We start from the raw sequence: 16,055 nt of genomic DNA on the forward strand, positions 1-16,055 counted from the left end.
AATCAAATGTTTATGAAGCTAGTCAACTGGATGTTACTCCTGCTCCTTCCCATTACTTCTTCTGCTCATGAAGGTCCATCGGAGGGGACGAAGAAAGCAAAAAGTCTCAGGGTGATGACGTACAACATCCATCACTGCAATCCGCCTTCTGCCGGGAGTAAGATTGATGTGGAAGCCATTGCGCGCGTCATCACGGCCGAAAAGCCTGATTTTGTTGCTTTGCAGGAGGTTGACGTGAACACCGAACGGTCGGGGAAGGGATTGAATCAGGCGAAGGAACTGGCCCGGTTAACGGGGATGAACTTTTTCTTTTCCAAGGCCATCGACCACCAGGGGGGCGATTATGGCGTTGCTGTTCTGTCCCGTTTCCCCATCCTCGACTCCACCCGCTTTATCCTGCCCATTGACTCCGCCATCGGGGGTGAAACCCGAACGGTAGCGGCTATAACGGTAGAGCCGACGAGGGGAAAACGAATCATTTTCGCCAGCACGCACCTGGATTTGAAAGAACCTAACCGGCTTACGCAGGCGAAGTTACTCCTAACGCATTTTGGCCGCACGGCTCTGCCCGTCATTCTGGGTGGCGATTTCAATGCGCAGGCTGACAGTAAGGTTATTCAGCTTTTTGACCAAACGTTCGTACGAAGCTGTCAACCCTGCGCGCCCACCATTCCGGTCAAAAATCCTGACCGCGCAATAGATTTCATTATGTATAAACAGGATGGTTCTTTGAAAAGCGTGTCAACCAGAGTCATTGATGAGCAATATGCATCCGATCATTTACCGGTAGTTGTAGAATTAAAGTTCAGGTAATCTTTGGCGGGAAAATGAACGGAGTTCGTATACTGTTCCACATCGCCCCAAAATCAGCAAATGGTGCTCACCGATCAATTCATGCCCTTATGGCACGTACTTCTGCCAGTTATGTTGTTCCCGGAAGCCTAAAACTTCCCGAATTTTGCGATTAGAAAATAAGGCTTCCTGCTCGCCTAACTCCCGACTTAGCGGCACCCCAGGAAAGAAACGTTCCGCCAGTTCTTTACTCGGAAGAAGCGCTCCATTGTGGTCATTGCCGGCATTAAATACTTGATACCCTAATCCATCTTTTTGCAAACATAAATCCACGATCTGGCCCAGATCCCGCGCGTCGATGTAACAGAAAGCGTTACGACGACGCACTTCGGGGTGAGCCAGATAGTAGGGAAACAGCTCGGCATATTCGTGGGGTTCAATTACATTACCGATCCGAAGCGCGTAGATATCCACGCCCGAGCGTCGCTGAAAGCTGCGGGCTGTTTGTTCATTGACGACCTTCGATAAGCCGTAGCTGTCCATCGGATCGACGTCGTAGTCCTCTTCCAAAGGCAAGACTTTGGGATTGGTTTGACCATCGGAAAAGCAGATGCCATAGGTTGTTTCGGAGGACGCAATAATAATTTTTCGGATACCTAGTTTAACAGCCGCTTCGATCACGTTGTAGGTGCCCTGGGTATTGACCCGAAATGTTTCGTTATCGGGTTTGAGCAGGATGCGGGGCACAGCGGCAAAATGAACAACCGCATCGAAGGTTGGGATGCCGGTACCGGGTTCCAGTTCCTGAAAGTTTGCATACGAACTCAGGGCATTGAAGATTTGACCGGAATCCGTCGCATCAGCCATCAAGTTAGTGACGCCTGGGTGTTGCAGCGGAGTGAGGTCCACATTCATCACCGTATGGCCTTGGTCAAGCAGGTAGGCAATAACGTGCTTGCCGGCTTTTCCTGATCCTCCGGTAAAACAAATTCGCTGTTTGGTCATAAAAGAAGCTACTTAATGCAGTTTGGTAGAGGAACAAAGCGGGCCGTTAGACTAGACGATAGCTACTTGTTTTCTGAGCTAACACCGGTCCGTTTACTGGCCACAGGTTCGGACACGCTACCTTAACTACACAAGGTCGATACTGTTACGAAATACGAACGAGCGATAAAAAAATAAACGGGAAGTAGATAGATGCTTGTTGCCTTTTCGGAGGATCGTTGTGAAAATGTTAGGATGGTTCCTGCTTGTACGATGATCGACTTTGGTTACCCAGGAAATACGAGAAGAGTGGAGGTTGGCAGCCATCAGTCAGGCCACTTCTCCAATCCCGCAGCGATACGGAGGGCTCGTTGAACATCCTCCCAATAATAGCCGCTGTCGTAACCGGTCGACAAGCGATCACAGATGCTTAGAAAATCAGTAGCGGCCTCTACGCGCTGTTTCTGATCAACCAGCAAGTTCGGCTGTGGTGCAGATTGGTCAGGTATATCTTCCATCTCACAAATTTAATGTTTAATTAAAAAGCCCCACTGGTCATACCAATGGGGCTGTCAAGAAACGTAACGGATAAATAACGTAGCGCTATAAGGTTTATTGTATCGCTTGAAACAGACGAATATTTATTTTGCACTTTTTAGGGCTAAACGTCAAAAAAGCAGTTTTGAGCATGTGTCACTCGTGAGCGATTTGCTTCACTGAGTAGTTGCCTTCCTTATACAGAATTTTTGCCGAAAACACGGTTGCTACGGCCATATTTATGGCCGTACTTGCTAATGCTCGCACCCGTTTAATCTCCTGACAGCGTGCATGAGCAGTAAGAGGGTATAGTATAAGTAAAATATAACCTTGCGAAGTGTGAACGCTGCCTAAGTAAGTGTAAGTCAGTTTTATGATAACCTTTAGGGCGGAAAATCAAAACAAAGTAAGTGTGGCTGAGTTTATGATATAAATAAAACATAATATCAGCGATATGAAAATTGCAGTAGAAAAGGGGCAGGATAAAACGTTGCTGGCCGATGGTCGGCAAACGGTTACGATCACTCAGATTGATGAAGGGTCGAGTGAGTACAAAGGCGTTCCATTTTTTGCGGTTCGATTCGAAAATGAAGACGGCTACGTCTCACACCGGTTCTATCAGTCATCGGCAGGAATGCCTGCCATTGTGAGCCTGTTTGAGATGGCTGGCATTCCCGTAGAGGAAGGCAAAGACCTCGACACAAAACAACTCATTGGCAAAGAGATGACAATAGAAGTGGGTGAACGCTCCTATACCGACCCCGAAAACCATAATGAGCGGACGCTCAAGCAGGCCGTTAACTTTCTGGCTAGTTAAGCAAGCTCATAAACGTATTGCCTGTACCGACCAAGCCCTGACGATTGCCAGGGCTTGGTCGGTATATTATGCTTGCGTACTTACTTTATTTGGAATAGGTTGTGCCATTGCTTCCCGAACAAAGCCACCTTTCAAATGCTCGTAGAACGATACCGGGTCAATCAGGGAGGCAGCTCCCTGTGCCATAAGTCCACCCAGCAGTAACTGAAAAATAGCCGAGTGCCGATCGGTCATTTCCAGAACCAGAATCGCGGCCGTGAACGGTGATCGGACAACGCCCGTCAGAAAGCTGACCATACTGACCAGAATAACCAGGTTGGTATCACTGGGCGTAACGCTGACCAGTCTGGCCAGGACATCGCCCAGAATAGCTCCGGCACTCAGCGAGGTTGCAAAAACACCGCCTGCTGCCCCGCTGCTGTAGCTCAACGCCATACCCAAAAAGCGCACGACGAAAAGATACCAGGGCGTCTGGTGATCGTTTTGAAACAATAACCGGTTAATGATTGGCTTGCCGGTGCCAACAGCATCTGTGCCAACCCAAAAGGCAATAGCCGCTAAAACGAGTCCGCACCCGCCAACCCAGGCGGCTTGCGTAAGGGGCGTGCCAAACCGCCGACGATAGGTATTGATCCAAAGAAGCGTTTTGGCAAAAATGGCACCTGCCAGTCCACAAATCATAGCGGCAAAAACAACGATGCCCAGAAACCATCCCGTCGATGCAGTTACTTTCGGAAATCCCAGGTACAAATAAGGGCCCTGAATGGCTTGAGCAGTCATACCGGCAATGATCACTGCGGTGAAAACGGCCGTTCGGAAGCGGGTGATATGGGTTTGGGTAAGTTCTTCAACCACGAAGACAATCCCACCCAGGGGGGTGTTGAAGGCGGCTGCCAGCCCGGCGGCCCCACCTGTAACAAGGGCGATCTGTCGGGAAAGCTGTGGCCAGCCAGCGGGTTGCAACCGGTTGATGGCCCGAAAAATAGCGGCTGAAACCTGAATCGTTGGCCCTTCGCGGCCAATGACTCCGCCACCCAGCAACAGAACCACGCTGCTTAGAACTTTTACAATAGCTACGCGCAGACTTAACAAATAGCCCGTGCGTCCATAAGTTGTCGGACTGGAAAGCTCGATCCCCGCCATCACTTGCGGAATACCACTGCCCCGTGCGGCAGGAGCAAGTTTCGCCACCAGTAACCAGGCGAGAACAAAGGCAACCGGAGTCAGAATAAAAACCAGATAGGGCTGCTTTTCGATCCAGGTAAAGCTTGTCTGCTCGGCCCAAACAAATAATTCTTCATAACCGACCGCCACCAGACCGGTTAGCAGGGAAGCCACCCAAAAAGGTAAACTTTGTAGAATAACCCGGCGGACACGCTCCGTGTATAGCCGTTTAATGACATGCTGATCAAGCCAGGCCAGCACCTGCGCGTATCGGGAAGGTCTATCTGTCATTTATCATAGAGGCACGATTAGGTACTAAACGTCCAAAACGTATAGGTGATTAACGGTGGCCTAAATTCTAAGCGAATTCTAATAAATTAGTCAGTTCGTTACACGATCAATAAGCCCTGCTCCCGAAGTTTTCCCCAAACGGCCGACTGGATAAACGCGTCGAAATTACCTGGTCCGGCCGTTTCGAAGCTGGCTTTGAGGTCCGCCAGCGAACATGGTTCATGCGGACCAATGAGGAGCCTGGGCAGCGAATCCATTAACCATTGACCTACGGGAACCGGCGCTTCGAGCAGCCACTGGCCTTGTTTGCTGTAAAACTCCAGCTCCGCCAGTTCCACTACAGTACGGCCCTGCTGAAGCTCGAAAATTTCAAGAGTGGGCAGGTGGCCCGGCCAGATGACAAAAGCGTTTGGGCGCGGCTCTTTGTCGGGGTTCTGGCTAATGGCTTTTTCGATGTAACGGGGTGGGATGGATGTAACGGGTATCTTGAATGGGAACCACTTTTGAAGGGGTAAGTCGAAGCCGACATCGTGCATGTAGTTGAACAGCGATTTTCGTAATCCCTCCGCAAACAGGTCATGGTCAGCGCCCGTCGGGTCGCCGTGTTCCAGGTCATTATCCGCAAAAAGGGCAAAACGGTCCGTCGCTACGGTCGGGCCCAGACGCACGACACCAAAGGCCGCCGGATCGACGCCGACCGGACTGTGGGCCGTCATGGCAAAGCGATGCCAGAAGCCCGACTGGACGATGCCGTTCATAAACAACTGCCGGACCATCTCCAGCGAATCGATGGTTTCCTGCATCGTTTGCGTCGGGAATCCATACATCAGATACGCATGCACCATAATGCCCGCCTGGGTGAATGCATCGGCCACGCGGGCTACCTGAGCCACCGTTACGCCTTTTTTCATGCGCTCCAGCAATCGGTCGGAGGCAACTTCTAATCCACCCGATACGGCAATGCAGCCCGAGGCTTTCAGCAACGTACACAAATCCGAAGTGAAGCTGGACTCGAACCGGATATTCGTCCACCAGGTTACGGTTAGTTTTCGGCGGATAATTTCCAGCGCCAGATCGCGCATAAGGGCGGGCGGAGCGGCTTCATCGACAAAATGAAAACCATTTTGCCCCGTCTGCTCAATGATTTCTTCAATCCGGTCGCACAGAAGCGAGGCCGTAACGGGTTCATATCGTTTGATATAATCCAGCGTCACATCGCAAAACGAACACTTGCCCCAGTAGCAGCCGTGAGCCAGCGTCAGTTTGTTCCAGCGGCCGTCGCTCCAGAGTCGGTGCATGGGGTTGACGACTTCAATGACGGACAAGTAATCGTGCAGGGGTAAATCGCGGTAGTTGGGCGTCCCCGTCTCGCGTTGGGGAACATCTTTTTCCCGAGCACCATTGTAGTACGTAACTACGCCATTGGTTCGGGCGTAGACGCGCTTCAACTGAGCCAATTCCCGTTGGCCCGACAGGTGTTCCAGCAAGGACAGTAGGGGGGCTTCACCGTCGTCCAGACAAATAAAATCAACATAGTCAAAAACGCGGGGCTCCCGCAACGAACGTAGTTCGGTATTGGCATACCCTCCTCCCATAACGACCTTGATGGCTGGATAGTGCTGCTTCAGGTATTTTCCGCAGGTGAGGGCACCATATAAGTTGCCCGGAAACGGAACTGTCAGGCAGACTACGTCAGGCTGCCACTGCTGAATTTTCTGTTCCAGCAAATCGACCAAACTGGACGATATCCGTGTGTAGGGCGCCTGTAGGGTTTCGTGTAGTTCATCGAAATGCGTGGCCGAGCGGCCCAGGCGTTCGGCGTACCGGCTAAACCCAAAATGCGGATCGACCGCTTCCTGAATGAGGTCGCTGAGGTCTTCCAGATAAAGCGTTGCCAAGTGACGGGCTTTATCATGAATACCCATCGTCCCAAACGCCCAGTCCAGTTCTTCCAACTGGGCAAAGCGCGAAGCCTCAGGCAGATACGTACGATCACAAATGCTGTGGGCAAGCGTCGGATTTTTATTCTGCAAAAAACGAATCACCGGGTCGATGGTGCTGATGTAATCGTTTTGCAGGCGGCAAATTCGAAAACTATTATCGGTCAGTTCGGCATCGGCGGCTTCCAGTTCCGCAAACATCGACGCTAATCCCCTGGCTGAGAACAGATCTAATATGACCTCGATGCCTAAATCAGCCTGATACGACCTGATCCCCTTTGTTTGCAGAAACCCTTTCAGGTAGGCTGTGGCCGGGTAGGGCGTGTTCAACTGCGTAAAGGGCGGGGTAAGTAATAAGAGCGTCTGATCCACAGCGGTATAAATTCTCGAAGAAGGATATAGCTTAACCTGAAAATGGATAACCTCCTGGTTTCAGCATTGGTTCGGCGGCAAGTCAGCGCTCGTAGTGACTCAATGATTCCAGACTAAGCCGCGGGTTGTAAACTCGATGTGTCGTTTGCCCTGCCCTTCGAACTCGACATCCACAATCATCTTACGGGCTCCTTTCATCTGGCTGATCAGTTTCTGGGCGGAGTCAAAAAACACGATGTTGGCCCGGCCATTCTCGGCTGCGGAAAGTGAATACCTGACGGGCGGCTTACCATCGAACCGAATGCTGGCATTTCCACCCTGAAAGCTCCGGTTGAACTGCCCGTTGGAAATTTCCAGATAGGTATACGTGCTATTATGCGTATGACGAAGCGTTAAGGTGGCCGTCGATCCACCCGTGTAGGGGAAGCCGAAGTTCAGCACAGTAGGCGAAACCAGAGCCGCCTTATACACCGTACTCCCATCCTTACCGATGCTTTTCTCATACGTCCAGGTCGTCACGTCGGCAACAGCACGGCTTTGTTGGCCGGGCTTCGGTGAGGAAGGCTCATTCAGGCGGCTGCTGGCTGAATCGGCGGCCCGCTGGGTAACCAGGGTGCTGGCTTTTTCCTGACCGGTCGCTTTTTTCTTGTCTGTGCAGCTCAGAACAGACAGCAGGCTAAGCGCATAAATAAGTCGTTTCATGCCGAATCAGTAGGCGGGTAGACAGGCAGAACGAGGGCTCATTGACTAATGTTACATACCCCATACTTCGGACATATGCTGTATGTAACACCGGTCAATGAGCCCTCGTTTAATGGACCCGGATTTTCTGCCCTGGCCGAAGCCGCGAGCCTGAAATGTGGTTCTTGCGTTTTAAGGTCGACACCGACATGCCATACCGGTCGGCAATGGAGCTGAGCGTTTCGCCCGACCGGACGCGGTGCAGTACGGTCCGCTTAAACCGCGGTCTCGAACTGCTCTCCGACGACGATGACGACCGGCCCCCGCGCAGGTAATCCCAAACGGAGCCCGTCAGCAAAAAGTGATCGGAGTTAATTGTATTTTCCGGAAACGAATAAATGTTCAGCGGGCTGAAGGGATTCCCTTCGTAACGTGTCTCGAAATGAAGGTGTGGCCCGGAACTGCGCCCCGTGCTGCCACCCAAACCGAGTTGGTCACCCGCTTTGATGAGCTGCCCTGGCTCGACGGTTTGCTTGGACATGTGTCCGTAGAGCGTTTCCAGACCGTTATAATGCCGAACCAGCACGTAGCGGCCATAGCCGTTACCATCCCAGCCAACTACACGTACAATGCCATCGAAGGCTGCATAAACAGGATCGCCGGTATCCAGATCGAGGTCGGTTCCGGTATGCCAGCGGCCCCACCGATAGCCGAAGTTCGAGGTCATCTTGCCTTCATTTAAAGGCGCTGACCAGAACCGGTTGGCTGGTGGATCATACAGTTTTATGTCGATGGCTTCGTCGAATTCAAGCGGATTGATGTTGTACGGATCGATGGTGCGGGAATCCCAAACGGCGTAATAATCGGCAATTTTAACCCATTCGGTTCCAACCAGCACGGAGTCAATCACTTCAACAACACTGGTTTGGCCCTGGTCGATCTGGCTGGTATCTTCACTGACAACCGGGTTTAATTCTTTTTTCGGCTCAAACTGGTTATTGAAGCGCAGTTGAGTTGTTTCCTGTTCAAATTGGTCGTCCGCTTTTTGCGGCTGTTCGACGACCGGGAAATTTGGGTTGCTGCCCGTTTTCGGAGTGATACGCAGGTTATTTTTAAATCGCCCGCGCTCCTGGGCCTGTGCCGTTACGGTCAAACACAAGCACCCAATGGCCAGTAGCCATCGTGTAGCGGTTTCTCTCATTGTAGCTAGATGCGCTAATGGTTTTAAGCCTGTCGTGTCTAAACAACTAACGACAAACGAAAAACCATTAACCCCTTCATATTTTATTATTGAACAATTTCTTCTCCCTGCATTTCCAGCGTAACCAGGTAACGTTCGGCGTCGAGGGCGGCCATACAGCCGGTTCCAGCTGCCGTAATTGCCTGACGATAAATGTTGTCCTGCGCGTCTCCACAGGCAAATACACCAGGTACACTCGTACGAGTACTTCCTTTTTCGGTCAGGATGTACCCGCTATCATCGAGGTCAAGGTATTCTTTGAATATGTCGGTATTGGGTTTGTGCCCAATCGCGACAAAGAAACCAGTTACGTCCAAAATCCGCTCTTCGCCCGTAGCGCTGTTCTTCACCCGAACACCCGTTACATCTTCGTCGCCAAGGACTTCCTCCGTCGATGTGTTGTACAGGATTTCGATGTTGTGGGCGGTTTGAACCCGTTTTTGCATGAAATGAGAAGCCCGCATTTCATCCCGTCGAACCAGCATATATACTTTCCGGCAGAGATTTGCTAAATAGCTGGCTTCTTCGGCAGCCGTGTCACCGGCACCAACGATAGCCACATCCTGGCCACGGAAAAAGAAGCCATCACAAACGGCGCAGGCCGATACGCCCCGGCCGTTTAACCGCATTTCAGAAGGGAGGCCAAGCCATTTCGCCGACGCCCCCGTCGAGATGATGACCGCGTCAGCCGTAATCTCATGTTTATCGTCAACGATAGCGCGGTGGGGTGTGCCCAATCCGGGCTGATCCGAAAAAATGACGTTGGTCACTAAGCCATACCGAATGTCTGTTCCGAATCGACGCGCCTGATTTTCAAGGTCCTGCATCATTTGAGGGCCTTGTACACCATCGGGATAACCCGGAAAGTTATCGACTTCATTGGTGATCGTTAGCTGGCCGCCGGGCTGACCGCCCTGGTATAAAACGGGTTGCATGTTAGCCCGTGAAGCATAAATGGCGGCTGTATAACCGGCAGGGCCGGAACCTATAATCAAGCACTTTACGTGTTCGGATGTCATTGCAATGAGAGCGAAGTCGTCTGGAAATAAGAAAAATAGCCTCTTAAAACAGGAGGGTATTCTGACAACATACACAAAATTGAAAAAAATCCCGCGGAAAGCAAAGAGAAGCAAGATATAGGATGGAGTATAGTTGATATAAGGTGATGTACCTGTCCAAAGTGCCTACATACGCCAATCGCCATCTTTACAGCACACGCCATTCGATCCGGCGGTTTAAACGCCTGTTTTCATCGGATGTATTTGGCACAAGGGGTCTGGTTTTTCCATAGCCAACGGCTTTGATCCGTGCTGGCTGAATACCCGCCTTCGTCAGGTAAGCCAGCACGGCCTGCGCCCGCTTTTGCGACAGGGTCAGGTTAGCGGCAGCATCGCCCTTGTCGTCGGTATGGCCCGAAATCTCAATGTTGACGGTTGGATTTGTTTGCAGAAAAACCACGATCCGGTTAAGCTCCGTCAGGGATTTGTCGGCCAGATCGTACCGACCATAGTCGAAAAAGAGATTACTCAACGTCTCGTTTGCCGACGATCCACTAACGACCGGCTCCAGAGGCACGCTCAAGGACAGTCCCTCGCCCTTGGTTTTCTGGGTGAAATCGAATGATAGACTTTTAAAGAGATAACCGGGTATGCTTACGTACAGAGCATACTCGCCCCCACTCGGCAATACGGCTGTATACTGTCCCGTTTGCGCATCGGCTTCTACCCGCGAAACAACCTGGTTTGTTTTTAAATCGATTAGCTCGACCGTGGCCGCCAGGGGCTTTTTCGTTTTGGCATCGGCTACCGTGCCTTTCAGGTAACTTACCGGCCGTATCCGATCCCGCAATGATTCGGGGAGGTCAAATGTATAGAGCCGGGAATTTTGCGATACCCCGTCTTTTCGCTCTTCAAACGAGTAATAAGCTCGTGTGCCATTGGCCGCCACGAATAGGGAGGCCTGGTCTTCGGCAGTATTGATCGGATACCCTAAATTGGTGGGTACTGACCAGGCGGATGCATTACGATCAGCCACAAACAGGTCGTAGCCACCTAAACCAACATGGCCTTCGGAGGCAAAAAACAGGCTTTGTCCATTGGCGTGCAGAAAAGGGGATGCCTCGTTGGCCGGAGTATTGATCGGTTCGCCAAGGTTGATCGGTTCGGCCCAGTTTCCATCAGAACCAAGGTCACTGCGCCAGATATCCCGACGCCCCTTGCCGCCCGGCCGATCCGAAACAAAGTAAAGCTGGCGGCCATCGGCCGATAAGGCAGGTTGTGACTCATAGAAATGGGTGTTGACGGCAGGTCCCAGATTATCCGGATTAGACCAGTCGCTACCCGTTTTATGACTGACGTATAAATCGCAACTACCGTAGCCTTTTCGTCCCTGGCAAGCCGTGAACACCAGCGTGCGGCCATCTGCCGAAAGGCTGGCTGTTCCCTCATTTTCAGGCGTATTGATGTTCGACGCCAGCGAAACCGGGGGCGTCCAGGTCTCTCCGTTAAAGGTGGCGGTCATCAGATCTTCGTCGCCTTCGGGTTTTAGGGCCGTAAAGACTAGCGTTTGTTCATCGGCCGTCAGCACCGGAAAGTATTGGGAAGGCGTCGTTTGCAAGACGGCCGACAAGGGTTTGGGGTCAACCGCCTGGGGGTGTTGGGTAGCCTCGAGCCCAAAGCGGGCGGTCTCCAACTGCCGGGCAACGCGTTTTGCCTGAGCCGATTGAGGAGCAAACTGCGTCTGATATTTTTCGAGGTAAGGAATGGCTTCACTGTAGCGCCCCAGTCGAAGCAACGTATTGCTCAGGGCCTGGTAGGCCGCGCCGGATGCAGGGCTGTCGGGCTGAATCCGGACAGCCGCCCGGTAGGCATTCAGAGCTGGATCGAACTGTTTGGTGAACTCATACAACTGACCCAGTTTAATGTAGGCGTCAGAATAAGTCGGGTCCAGCTTTACCGCCTGCTCCATAAACGGGATGGCCTCGCTCGTCTTTCGTTCTCCGAATAGTTTGATGGACTGGGCGTAGAGTTCTTTAGCCTTCGGGGCCTGGGAAAACGAGGAAAAGGAGGAAAGCAGAAACAGGAAGTAGCTAAAAAGGCGAGTGAACAAACGAACGCCATTTCGTCTGGTCTTCTTGTTGCCGCTTAGTTCTCTTACGGAATATCCAGGTACTTGTGTGTCTGCAACGAGATTTGCCATTGCGGGTGATCTTTTACGTACTCAACGATGCGGGGTAGCATTTCATTGGAACGACTCCATTCGGATTGCAAAAAGAGTTTGCAATCGGGGCGAAGATGGGGTACGAACGACTCGGCAAAGGCAAAATCCGACTGGTTGTAAATGATCACTTTGAGCTCGTCGGCTTTGGTATAAATGGCCGGATTGGGCTTTTTGAATTTCTTGGGCGAAAAACAAATCCAGTCCCAGGAACCCGTAACCGCCTGGCATACGCCCGACGTTTCTATATTTGTCCGGAAGCCAGCCGTTTGCAGCGAAGCCGTCAGGTCGGTCAGGTCGTGCATGAGCGGCTCGCCACCCGTAATGACCGCCATCCGACCCGGATACTGCAACGCACCTGCCACAACGTGATCGATCGCTAGCTTAGGATGCGCATTGGCATCCCAGGATTCTTTTACGTCGCACCAGTGGCAGCCTACATCGCAGCCGCCCAGCCGGATAAAATAAGCGGCCCTCCCCGTATGTGCGCCCTCCCCCTGAATGGTGTAGAACGCTTCCATGACTGGCAGAGCCGCGGATTCGGCCGCCGAGTCCACGGCGGCCGTGGTCAGGGTATCTGTAGCAACCGTATTCATTTGTATCGTTTGTTGTTCTTGTTCCAGAAGCATAAGACAAAGATACGGAGTTCTGGTGTAACCGGTAAGGTTTCGGGAGCCTTATCCAGCTGGTTTGCCAATTAGGCTGGAATCATTAGTATTGCTACCTAATTTGCTCCGGAACGAGTACCGGAGCAAAATAAAATGCCACCACGATGAGAGCGACTAAGCTTATTCTGTTACTTGGTCTTTTAATTTTTAATGCATGCCGTTCTAAAGATCCACAGGCCAATTTACTACCAGGAGCCTGGAAGCTCATCGGGACGAAATCAGTCACCGAAACAGACTGGAAACGGTATGAATCAAGCTCGGCTGCAGACGTCATTTTCTGGGAGTACGGGATAATGTCCACCAGCGAAGGCATGCTCTTCTCAGGCGGCTGGTGCAATAAGGCGGAACGATATGAAGCAAGAGACGGAAAGATTAGGTTTACGTTTGGCGAACCAACGTGTATTCCTCTGGTAGCGCCCCAGATACCGGATGAAGCCACCATCGTCGACATCACACCGCAATCACTAATACTTGAGTGGGGAAATCGAATGCTGAAATTTGAGCGTCCTGGTGCGTAAGTAAATCTGCATTCTTTGCGTAGGCATACTGTGATTTTATTCTCGGTCGTTTACCTTTGCGCCATGATTTCCCAGCAGGCCACTCATTCTCCCTTCCGACATCGTCGCTATCATCACGGCTGCTGAGCCCGCGCGTAGACACTGGCCTGTTAAAACGCTGAGCAGTCGAATCATCAAACCAATTGACTGTCCTCTTTTTCACGTACTTTTGCCCCCTGATTGACTACAGTATAGTTGGACTAGGCGAAACGGCTGTTGGTTTTACGCTAAAATCAATCAATTACGTGGTGTATGAACTGCATCGTACATCCAATATCATCTCTCTCTTAATGTCATCTGTATTACGCATTGCGCTGCAAAAATCCGGTCGGTTGAGCGAAGATTCGTATCAACTTTTTAAAGAATGTGGCATTCGTTTCGACTACGGAACGGGCAAGCTGAAGTCGGTTTCCTCGAACTTCCCGGCTGAGTTTTTATTCCTCCGCGACGATGATATTCCCGGCTATGTAGAAGATGGCGTGGCTGACCTCGGCATCGTGGGCGAAAACGTTGCCGTTGAAACAGGACGACCCGTCACGACGGTTCATAAGCTGGGATTTTCGAAATGCCGCTTGTCAATTGCCATTCCCCGCGGCACCAACTGGACGGGAATTCAGAACTTGCAGGGTAAAAATATTGCCACATCGTACCCCAACTTACTGGGTCATTATTTGACAGGACAGGGCGTTGAAGCCGAGATACACGAAATTAGCGGGTCGGTTGAGATTGCGCCCAGCATTGGGCTGGCCGAAGCCGTTTGTGACATTGTCAGTTCGGGTAGTACGCTGTTAAGCAACGGCCTGAAGGAAGTCGAAACGATTTTTCGGTCCGAAGCGATTCTCATTGCCCGGCCTGAACTCGCGGCCGACAAACAGGCGCTGGTCGATAAATTGCTGTTCCGGATCAAATCGGTGCAGGCAGCTAAGAATAATAAATACATTGTGCTGAACGCGCCTAACCATGCATTGGAACAGATTACGGCGTTGCTGCCCGGCATGAAAAGCCCGACCGTAACGCCACTGGCCACCGAAGGCTGGAGTTCCGTACATTCCGTACTGAACGAAAATGAATTCTGGGAAAATATCGAAGCCATTCGGGCCGCCGGTGCCGAAGGAATCCTGGTTATTCCCATCGAAAAAATGATCTATTAAAAAAGGCTGGATGATGAAGGATGAATGATTTTGCCACTGGCTACTGTTCATCACTTATCATTCGTTCGTCATCATTCATGAATATTATCCCATTTCCCGACCGTGCCGAATGGCCCGCGCTGCTGGCTCGGCCGGTACAGTCAACGCAGCAGATCGAAGCGGCCGTAGCGCCTATTCTGGCGCAGGTGCGTACCGGGGGCGACGCGGCTCTGATCGAGTTGGCGCAGAAGTTCGATAAAGTTGATCTATCGGAGGGCGGTTTTCAGGTATCACAAGCGGAGCTCGACGCGGCCGAAAGTCAACTGAGCGACGAATTAAAAGCCGCCATTGGCCAGGCATACCAGAATATCCGGCTTTTTCATGAGCGGCAAAAACAGCCCATCGAGAAAGTCGAAACCATGCCGGGCGTTGTGTGCTGGCGCAAAAGCGTGGGCATCGAAAAAGTAGGCTTATATATACCCGGGGGTACGGCTCCGCTGTTCAGTACCGTGTTGATGCTGGGTATCCCGGCCCAATTGGCGGGTTGCCGGGAGGTTGTTCTATGTACGCCCAGCAATCACCCGGCTATTTATTTTGCTGCCAAACTTGTGGGTATCACCAAAGTTTTCCGCATTGGCGGGGCGCAGGCCATTGCCGCTATGGCTTACGGAACGGCCTCTGTACCCCAGGTTTATAAGATATTCGGCCCAGGAAATCAGTACGTTACTGCGGCAAAAATGCTGGTGGCAAAAGAAGGCATGGCGATTGACATGCCCGCCGGACCGAGTGAAGTGGCCGTTTATGCCGACGATTCAGCCACACCGGCTTTTGTGGCATCGGATCTGCTTTCCCAGGCCGAGCACGGGGCTGATAGCCAGGTGTTGCTGGTGTCGACCAGCAAAAAGCTCGTGTCGATGGTTAATCTGGCCCTGCCAACTCAGTTAAGTAAACTTCCCCGGCGGGAACTGGCCGAACAGGCGCTGGAAAACAGCAAAGCTATTTTGGTCGATTCGGAGGCCGATGCCATCGACCTGCTGAATGCCTATGCCGCTGAACATTTGATCCTGAGCGTAGAAAACGCCGAAGCCGTCGCGGAAAAGATCATCAATGCGGGATCTATTTTTCTGGGAAACTACACCCCCGAATCGGCCGGTGATTATGCTTCGGGGACGAACCACACCCTACCGACTAACGGCTTTGCCCGCGCCTACAGTGGCGTTTCGCTGGATAGCTTCGTCAAAAAAATTACCATTCAGCACATCAGTCCGGAAGGGCTCCAATTGCTGGGGCCGGTGGTTGAAGCAATGGCCGAAGCCGAATCGCTCGACGCCCACAAACGGGCCGTGAGCCTGCGATTAGCGAGTCTGACAGAAGAAAATCCAGCCTGAGTTTGTTATCTTGCTGAATAAACAAGTCAGAGCGCTATGAGCCAGTTGGTGATTGAAGTAGATACGCCGGAAGATGAAGCACTGCTAATGCAGTTGCTGCCTCGGTTGAATGGGCGATTAGTAGAAAAAAGAAATACTATTCAAACGCAGTCGAAAAGGGATTCCTTGAGAGAAGTCTTTGGCAGATTGACACAAAGTGGAGTGGCACAGAAGTACGGTGACCCATCCGATTGGCAGCGTGAGACTAGACAAGACAAACCTTTAACAGATCGTGACGA

General features: G+C 51.6%; 14 protein-coding genes. 5 read left to right on the forward strand and 9 right to left on the reverse strand.

Annotated features, from left to right (window positions below; translation table 11 throughout):
* Positions 1 to 12 precede the first annotated feature (12 nt).
* On the forward strand, positions 13 to 813 hold the full coding sequence (locus tag ACYU8Y_RS04355) for an endonuclease/exonuclease/phosphatase family protein (protein ID WP_460934580.1): 801 nt from the start codon (positions 13 to 15) through the stop codon (positions 811 to 813).
* Positions 814 to 900: 87 nt separating this feature from the next.
* On the opposite strand, the gene ACYU8Y_RS04360 is transcribed toward ACYU8Y_RS04355, so the two are convergent.
* Together ACYU8Y_RS04360 and ACYU8Y_RS04365 are read right to left on the reverse strand one after the other, a co-directional pair.
* Positions 901 to 1,797, reverse strand: coding sequence for an NAD-dependent epimerase/dehydratase family protein (locus tag ACYU8Y_RS04360; protein WP_460934582.1), 897 nt, complete (start codon positions 1,795 to 1,797; stop codon positions 901 to 903).
* Between the two features lie 305 nt (positions 1,798 to 2,102).
* Positions 2,103 to 2,294 carry a hypothetical protein gene (locus tag ACYU8Y_RS04365; protein WP_460934584.1) on the reverse strand — a complete coding sequence of 64 codons (192 nt, stop codon included), beginning with the start codon at positions 2,292 to 2,294 and terminating at the stop codon, positions 2,103 to 2,105.
* 473 nt (positions 2,295 to 2,767) lie between these two features.
* Here ACYU8Y_RS04365 and ACYU8Y_RS04370 point away from each other — a divergent pair, with 473 nt between their 5' ends.
* Positions 2,768 to 3,130, forward strand: a complete 363-nt coding sequence (locus ACYU8Y_RS04370; RefSeq protein ID WP_460934586.1) for a hypothetical protein — start codon at positions 2,768 to 2,770, stop codon at positions 3,128 to 3,130.
* 66 nt (positions 3,131 to 3,196) lie between these two features.
* Here the strand turns inward: ACYU8Y_RS04370 and ACYU8Y_RS04375 are convergent, their stop codons facing one another.
* The 7 genes from ACYU8Y_RS04375 to ACYU8Y_RS04405 form a co-directional block, all read right to left on the reverse strand.
* Positions 3,197 to 4,585 carry a chloride channel protein gene (locus ACYU8Y_RS04375; protein WP_460934588.1) on the reverse strand — a complete coding sequence of 463 codons (1,389 nt, stop codon included), beginning with the start codon at positions 4,583 to 4,585 and terminating at the stop codon, positions 3,197 to 3,199.
* 98 nt (positions 4,586 to 4,683) lie between these two features.
* Positions 4,684 to 6,897, reverse strand: coding sequence for a B12-binding domain-containing radical SAM protein (locus ACYU8Y_RS04380; protein WP_460934590.1), 2,214 nt, complete (start codon positions 6,895 to 6,897; stop codon positions 4,684 to 4,686).
* A 99-nt stretch (positions 6,898 to 6,996) separates the two neighbouring features.
* Complete coding sequence (locus tag ACYU8Y_RS04385) at positions 6,997 to 7,599, reverse strand: hypothetical protein (protein WP_460934592.1); 603 nt, start codon at positions 7,597 to 7,599, stop codon at positions 6,997 to 6,999.
* A gap of 109 nt (positions 7,600 to 7,708) precedes the next feature.
* Entirely contained in the window at positions 7,709 to 8,779 is a 1,071-nt protein-coding gene (locus tag ACYU8Y_RS04390) for a peptidoglycan DD-metalloendopeptidase family protein (RefSeq protein WP_460934594.1), read from the reverse strand.
* Positions 8,780 to 8,865: 86 nt separating this feature from the next.
* Positions 8,866 to 9,837, reverse strand: coding sequence for a thioredoxin-disulfide reductase (gene trxB, locus ACYU8Y_RS04395; RefSeq protein WP_460934596.1), 972 nt, complete (start codon positions 9,835 to 9,837; stop codon positions 8,866 to 8,868).
* Positions 9,838 to 10,024: 187 nt separating this feature from the next.
* The gene (locus ACYU8Y_RS04400; RefSeq protein ID WP_460934598.1) at positions 10,025 to 12,016 is read right to left on the reverse strand and encodes an OmpA family protein; all 1,992 of its coding nucleotides are present in this window, start codon (positions 12,014 to 12,016) and stop codon (positions 10,025 to 10,027) included.
* Positions 11,971 to 12,555, reverse strand: a complete 585-nt coding sequence (locus tag ACYU8Y_RS04405; RefSeq protein WP_460935183.1) for a 7-carboxy-7-deazaguanine synthase QueE — start codon at positions 12,553 to 12,555, stop codon at positions 11,971 to 11,973. Before ACYU8Y_RS04405 ends, ACYU8Y_RS04400 begins: the two co-directional genes overlap by 46 nt.
* 251 nt (positions 12,556 to 12,806) lie before the next feature.
* Here ACYU8Y_RS04405 and ACYU8Y_RS04410 point away from each other — a divergent pair, with 251 nt between their 5' ends.
* The 3 genes from ACYU8Y_RS04410 (at position 12,807) to hisD (ending at position 15,777) form a co-directional block, all read left to right on the forward strand.
* A complete protein-coding gene (locus ACYU8Y_RS04410; protein WP_460934600.1) occupies positions 12,807 to 13,220 on the forward strand; it encodes a hypothetical protein in 414 nt (137 codons plus the stop codon).
* A 329-nt stretch (positions 13,221 to 13,549) separates the two neighbouring features.
* Positions 13,550 to 14,410, forward strand: a complete 861-nt coding sequence (gene hisG / locus ACYU8Y_RS04415) for an ATP phosphoribosyltransferase (protein ID WP_460934602.1) — start codon at positions 13,550 to 13,552, stop codon at positions 14,408 to 14,410.
* A gap of 77 nt (positions 14,411 to 14,487) precedes the next feature.
* Positions 14,488 to 15,777: a histidinol dehydrogenase gene (hisD, locus tag ACYU8Y_RS04420; RefSeq protein WP_460934604.1), complete on the forward strand. Its 1,290-nt coding sequence runs from the start codon at positions 14,488 to 14,490 to the stop codon at positions 15,775 to 15,777.
* The last annotated feature ends 278 nt before the right edge of the window (positions 15,778 to 16,055 follow it).

The sequence above is a fragment of the Spirosoma humi genome, from assembly GCF_054776575.1.